Annotated in this window: 6 protein-coding genes, 1 tRNA gene and 1 pseudogene; 3 read left to right on the forward strand and 5 right to left on the reverse strand. The window is 68.5% G+C overall.

The features are described 5' to 3' along the window. Positions 1-477, reverse strand: a pseudogene (locus tag E1266_RS35390) (hypothetical protein); the annotation flags it as partial. Positions 478-553: 76 nt separating this feature from the next. On the opposite strand from E1266_RS35390, the gene E1266_RS35395 reads away from it, so the two are divergent. Then, positions 554-627, forward strand: a tRNA-Pro gene (locus E1266_RS35395). Between the two features lie 488 nt (positions 628-1,115). Here E1266_RS35395 and E1266_RS35400 read toward each other — a convergent pair. Further along, complete coding sequence (locus E1266_RS35400) at positions 1,116-1,289, reverse strand: DUF397 domain-containing protein (RefSeq protein WP_132054668.1); 174 nt, start codon at positions 1,287-1,289, stop codon at positions 1,116-1,118. After that, positions 1,280-2,062 carry a helix-turn-helix transcriptional regulator gene (locus E1266_RS35405; RefSeq protein WP_165966341.1) on the reverse strand — a complete coding sequence of 261 codons (783 nt, stop codon included), beginning with the start codon at positions 2,060-2,062 and terminating at the stop codon, positions 1,280-1,282. The genes E1266_RS35400 and E1266_RS35405 overlap by 10 nt, the downstream gene beginning before the upstream one ends. A gap of 153 nt (positions 2,063-2,215) precedes the next feature. On the opposite strand from E1266_RS35405, the gene E1266_RS35410 reads away from it, so the two are divergent. Next, entirely contained in the window at positions 2,216-2,608 is a 393-nt protein-coding gene (locus E1266_RS35410) for an ATP-binding protein (protein WP_132054672.1), read from the forward strand. Positions 2,609-2,661: 53 nt separating this feature from the next. Beyond that, the gene (locus E1266_RS35415; RefSeq protein WP_132054674.1) at positions 2,662-2,856 is read left to right on the forward strand and encodes a hypothetical protein; all 195 of its coding nucleotides are present in this window, start codon (positions 2,662-2,664) and stop codon (positions 2,854-2,856) included. Positions 2,857-2,923: 67 nt separating this feature from the next. On the opposite strand, the gene E1266_RS35420 is transcribed toward E1266_RS35415, so the two are convergent. Then, positions 2,924-4,570, reverse strand: a complete 1,647-nt coding sequence (locus E1266_RS35420) for a hypothetical protein (protein WP_132054676.1) — start codon at positions 4,568-4,570, stop codon at positions 2,924-2,926. 189 nt (positions 4,571-4,759) lie between these two features. Continuing rightward, positions 4,760-5,092 (reverse strand): hypothetical protein, encoded by a 333-nt coding sequence (locus tag E1266_RS35425; RefSeq protein WP_132054678.1) that lies wholly within the window; start codon positions 5,090-5,092, stop codon positions 4,760-4,762. Between the last annotated feature and the right edge of the window lie 136 nt (positions 5,093-5,228).

The following is a 5,228-nucleotide window of genomic DNA, read 5'->3' on the forward strand; positions in this document are numbered from 1 at the left end:
CCCCTGCTTCACGGCCCACGGCCTCTTCAGCGCCCGCGGGATCCCGAACGTCTGGTCGAAGCCGTCCGTCCCGCACCGCGTCGCCTTCCGCAACTGCCCCAGCACGAACTCCCGGTGCGCCTCCGGCGCCTCGTCCAGCAGGTACCGGTACGTCTGCACCATGTCCCGCGCACTGAGCGCCGTGTACCCCCAGAACCCGGGCTTGCCCGCGGGCGGCGGCGCCGTCTCCCGCAGCCCCACCCTCGGCACCATTCGCTCGAGGATCGCCTTCTGCCCGCCCCGCCGCCAGAACTCGGTCGCCGCCCCGTCATCACTCGACCGCAGCATGACCCCCAGCAGATCCCGGTCCCGCGCAGAGACCCGCCGCTCCCTCAAATGATCAAGCGCGATGAGGATCTTCACCAGCGACGCCGACCGGAACGTCTGCCGCGGCCGCCGCTCCACCACAACCCGCCCGGCGCCCCGATCGAACACCACATAGGACGCCCGCACATCTCAGTACGCACGACCCCGCGGACTGCGCTACAGTAATCAAGCCCGCTCCAACGGGCACCGGGACGTGGCGCAGTTTGGCAGCGCACTTGACTGGGGGTCAAGGGGTCGTGGGTTCAAATCCCGCCGTCCCGACACAGAAACACCAGCTCAGAGGCCGTTTCCTCCACTCGGAGGACCGGCCTCTTGATCGTTTGTTAGCCGTTCGTTAGTGAACTCGGCCGCCCCTCGCGGCACTCCCCCGGTTCACACGGGACCAGGAAGACCGGCATCCGCCCGCTCCGGCCCACCGGATGTTCACACGTCCCGCCGCCCGTCCGTCTACCCCTCGGCGACCTGCGATCGATCCCGAGCCTCTCGATCACTGGCACGGGCCGCCCCCGCCAATCAGCACCGCGAGGTCATCTCACGGCAGCCGGGGTCCTTCATGGAACCCAGCCGCCTCTCCTGTGCTACTTCCGGCCCTGCCCCTAGCGCCGAGCCGCCCATTGAAGCGTCGATCAGCAACGAAGCCTCGCGGCACCCTGAGCCCTGGCCTGCTTACGGCGTGTGCCGACAAAGGGCCAACAACAGAAGCCCCGGTCCCTCGCGGGCCGGGGCTTCCTCGGTGTCATGTCCGGGCGTTAGCGCTTCAGAGTCGCCAGGAGGCTCGCGAATTCGTCGCGGCGCAGGGTGAGCTTGGCGCCGGCCGGGTCTTTGCTGTCGCGGATGCCCACGGCCTCGCCGAGGTCGGCCAGTTCGACGCAGTTGTCCCCGGCCTCACCGCTGCACGACGACTTGCGCCAGGTCACGTCCATCGCTCTTTCACAACCTTCCGCATCAGCTCGACCGACGCCTTCGGCGAAAGCGCCTCCGCCTGAAGCCTACTGAAGATCTCGCTGACGATCGTGAGGTCTTTCGGCTCCACAGTTGTCTCGCCGCCGATACTGCTCTCGATGTACGCCACCTCGCTGCGGTCGGGTTGCGTGGCGATGGTGAAGGCGGCCCGGGCATCCCGCTGGTAGCCGATCGGAGCGATCTGAATCGTGACGTTCTCACGCAGTGACATCTCGATCAGATGCTCCAACTGCTCGCGCATGATCTCTGGCGACCCGACCTCGCGGAGAAGGACGGACTCGTCCAGCACAACGAACACGGTGGGGGCATTCGGCTTGGTGAGGGTGCTCTGACGCCGCAGCCGGTCGAGGACGGCTTCATCGTTGCCGAGGATCACTCTCGCGTACGGCTCGGTCTGGAGGAGCCCGTAGACAATCCTGGTCTCGAACGCGCGCAGCGAGTCAGCGGATGCCTCGGCTCGCGGGAAGTCTGCGAAGAACTTCGGGTAGCTGCTGGAACGCAGGACTTCGTCCCATTCATCGACCAGGGCGGTACCCGAGTCCAGCGCCTTGTCCAGTCGTTCGGCGAAGTCCCTGCGGCACTTGGTGCGTCCGGACTCGACCTGCGAGATGTAGCTGCGGGTGACTGCTGCCCGTGCTGCGAGTTCCGTCCGGTTGAGCCCTGCTTCTTCTCGGAGGCGCGTGACCTCTGCGCCGAAGGAGACGGTCTTCGATGTCGGTTTGCGTGCGGCCACTGCTTCGCCTCCACCGTGAGCGAGGGGAACCCACCTACCAGCGATCGTCAGCGCCACGTGTGTGCTGGGGCGCTTCGGTGGTAACGCTACGCGGCGGAGTTCAGTCTGTGCGGTGAGTTACCGAAAACCGTCCTGGCAGCGAAGGTCGTGCCGATGTACGCAGCACCGCAAGCTCCTGAAGTCCCGACGATCGTCCTCGATTCCACCGATCAGGCACCACGCCTCGCGCGCCGGTTCCTCGCCGAACAGTTCGCCGGCTGGGGAGTCACCGACGACTACACGGGCCGCCTCGTGGTCTGCGAGCTGACCACGAACGCCTACAGGCACGGCGAAGGCCCGATCGTCGTCCGGCTCTACCTTGACCCGGACGACGGGCAACCGGTGATCGAGGTATCGGACACCGGCACGGGACATCCCACCGTCCAGCCCCAGAACGACGCCGCCACCTCCGGCCGTGGCCTGCAGCTCATGGCGGAGCTCGTGCACGAGTGGGGAGTCAAACGCCTCGCCGGAGGCAGCAAGGTCGTCTGGGCCAAGCTGCCCTGACCATGCGAGATAGAAGGCACAAAGCGCTGGGACCACGCTCCGGTGAGGAGACGATGCGAGTCACGTTGCTGCTACTGCAGCACCTCTTCCCGGAATGGTCGATCACGCTGGATCGAGAAGGGATCTGGAGGGCGACGGGGCGCGTCCTGATCTCGGCGTCCGACCTGGACGGATTTCTGGACCTGCTCCACACCGCCGACCCGGAAGCCTGCGAGCGCGCCATCCTCCAGCTCCGAGAGGCCGGATGAGCGACCGGCGAGAAGCAGCCCCTCCTTGAGGTGAGGCTGGCGAGCGTCGCGATGGAGAGCCGTTCGATCACGGCCGTCGTCGACTGGGGCGGACTGGGCCCGTGGGCGCCGATGGCGCTGTTCTGCTCTGTGCATTCTGCGGCAGCGGAGCCCACGCATTCGGGAAGGCGGCCATGGCCAGGCGCGCTTGTGCGTTCGGGCCGGCCGGCGGGGGTGCGGGGGCATGGCCTGCTGGTCGTGCTCGTCGCGTGTGCGCGGCGGCCCTTCGAGCGGCGTCGGCCTGGGCGTGACGTCCCTGAAGGTGGCGCAGCTGAGCGATGGTGTCGAGCAGGGTGATGAAGTCGGCGATGAGCAGCATCATCGACACCACCGTTCGGTCCTTCGCTGTGCCGGTGAGCGCGAGCAGGCGGGCTGTGGTGCGCAGCGCGTTGCCCGCCGGAGTCGGAATGGGGATGCGGCCGTGGGGGGCGCGGGCCGCGCGGTCGTAGGCATCGGCGGCGCGGTGGAGGTGACGGTTGCCGGTGGCTCGGGCTGCGACGTGGAGGGCATCAGAGGCCGCCCAGCAGGCGTCCTGTGCGGCATGCGGGTTGGTGACAAGGTGCCGCCGGATCTCGGCGGTGGCGAAGGCGGCGGCGCGGGATGCGTCGTCGTAGAACGCCTGGCGCTCCTCCGGCGTCAGCTCATCGTGGTCGGCGGTCGGCTCGCGGTGCGCGGCAGGCGTGGCCCAGCGCTGGCGGAGACGGGACAGTGACAGGTCATCGGCGAGACGGCTGCCGGGATACCACGTGGGCGCTTCGCCATCGTGTTCAGGGGCGAAAGCGACGGCGTAGCCGGTGATCTGCCCGTCAACGATCTGGCTGTAGCGCAGCTTGACCATAAGCTCCTCGCCCCGGAGCCGGTCGAGGAACTCGTTGGTCGTCGCCGACTCGTCCGCCGCGCGGCGGACGGCCGTCCGCAGCACGGCCCGTCTCGTCCGCTCGGACAGATGCCGTCCATCCAGCGGTCGGAACGGGGACGACGCGCGGACGGACCCGTCCGCGCCCGTCCACCGGCGGCGAAGCTTGGGCAGTGTGAGGTCGGCAGCGAGCTTTCCGCCGCCGTACCAAACGGGACGTCCATCGCCGTTCAGATCGTCGGGGAGGGCGACGGCGTAGCCGGTCATCTCGCCGGCCGTCCGCTCGCTGAAACGCCGGCGGATCAGGACACCCTCGTCACGCAGCCGCCGGAAGAACTCCGCTTCGCTGCTCGCTCCGGCCGCCGCCGTCTGGACTGTGCGCCGCAGAAGCGTGCGGGACGGTAGCGGCCGGCCGTGGCGGGCGGCTTTCTCGATCTCGCCCCGGCTCGGCCGCCGCGCCGCCGTCCGGTCCGCCGGAGCCGTCCGCCGCAACCCGTACCGCTGCTCGACCGCGCGGCAAGCGTCCCGGACGCGGTAGCCGTCGTTCCACACATCGGGCCGACCGCCGTCCTGGCGCGCCAAGGTCGCCACGATGTGGACATGGTCGGCGGCATGCCGGACCGCCACCCACCGGACCGCGCCGAAGTCCCCGTCCGGAGCGAGCCCGACCCGGTCCATCACCTCATGAGCGATCCGGGCCCACTGCTGATCGGACATGACCGGGTCCTCGGGCGCCGCCCGCAACGGAAGATGCCACACCGGTTGCCGATAGTTCCGCTCCCCCAGCAGCGCCAACGGCTGCGTGAGCAGCGCGTCCAACCGCCGAAAATCCCGGCTCCCATCCGCCCGCACCCCAGGCTCCAACTCCGGCGCGCTCCGGAAACCCGTCACCACATGCGGATCGCGATGCTCCTCATGCCGGCCAGGACCGTACAGGTAGCGCAACAGCCCCTGGACACGCTCTCCACGACGGATCTTCCCGATCAACCACGACCCCCGGCCGACCGGTCACGGGAGCCGATGCCGCAACTCCTGAGCCAGCTCATCGAGTCTGTCAATGCTGCGCGCCGCCGCCTGGGCGTACCACCGAAGCTGCTCGACCAACTCACCGGAATTCAACGCCGCAACAGCCTGATTGAGATTCACACCGACCCGCTGCACCTGCCCTGCAGCGAACAACACCGCCGCCAACGCCTCCCGCAGCACGGCGTACTCCGCAACCACTCGCCCCTGCGCCGCCGCCAAACTCGCCTGCGCAGCAAACGCCCCCAACGCCAACCCCTCGCCCGCCGCCGCAGCCGCCAAAACCGCATACTCCTGCTCAGACAGCGCGATCCTCACCGACCGACTCCCCTCTCTGTCAGACTGCTGTGACACAAGGGACGAACGAGTCCTTCTGATACCAAGCAGGGCGAGACAGGACGAACAGCGCAGTGACGATGACTCTCGCCGACCAGGCCGCCGTGACGACACGGCA

It is taken from the genome of Actinomadura sp. 7K534 (assembly GCF_004348575.1).
In the GTDB taxonomy this organism is placed as follows: Bacteria; Actinomycetota; Actinomycetes; order Streptosporangiales; family Streptosporangiaceae; genus Spirillospora; species Spirillospora livida.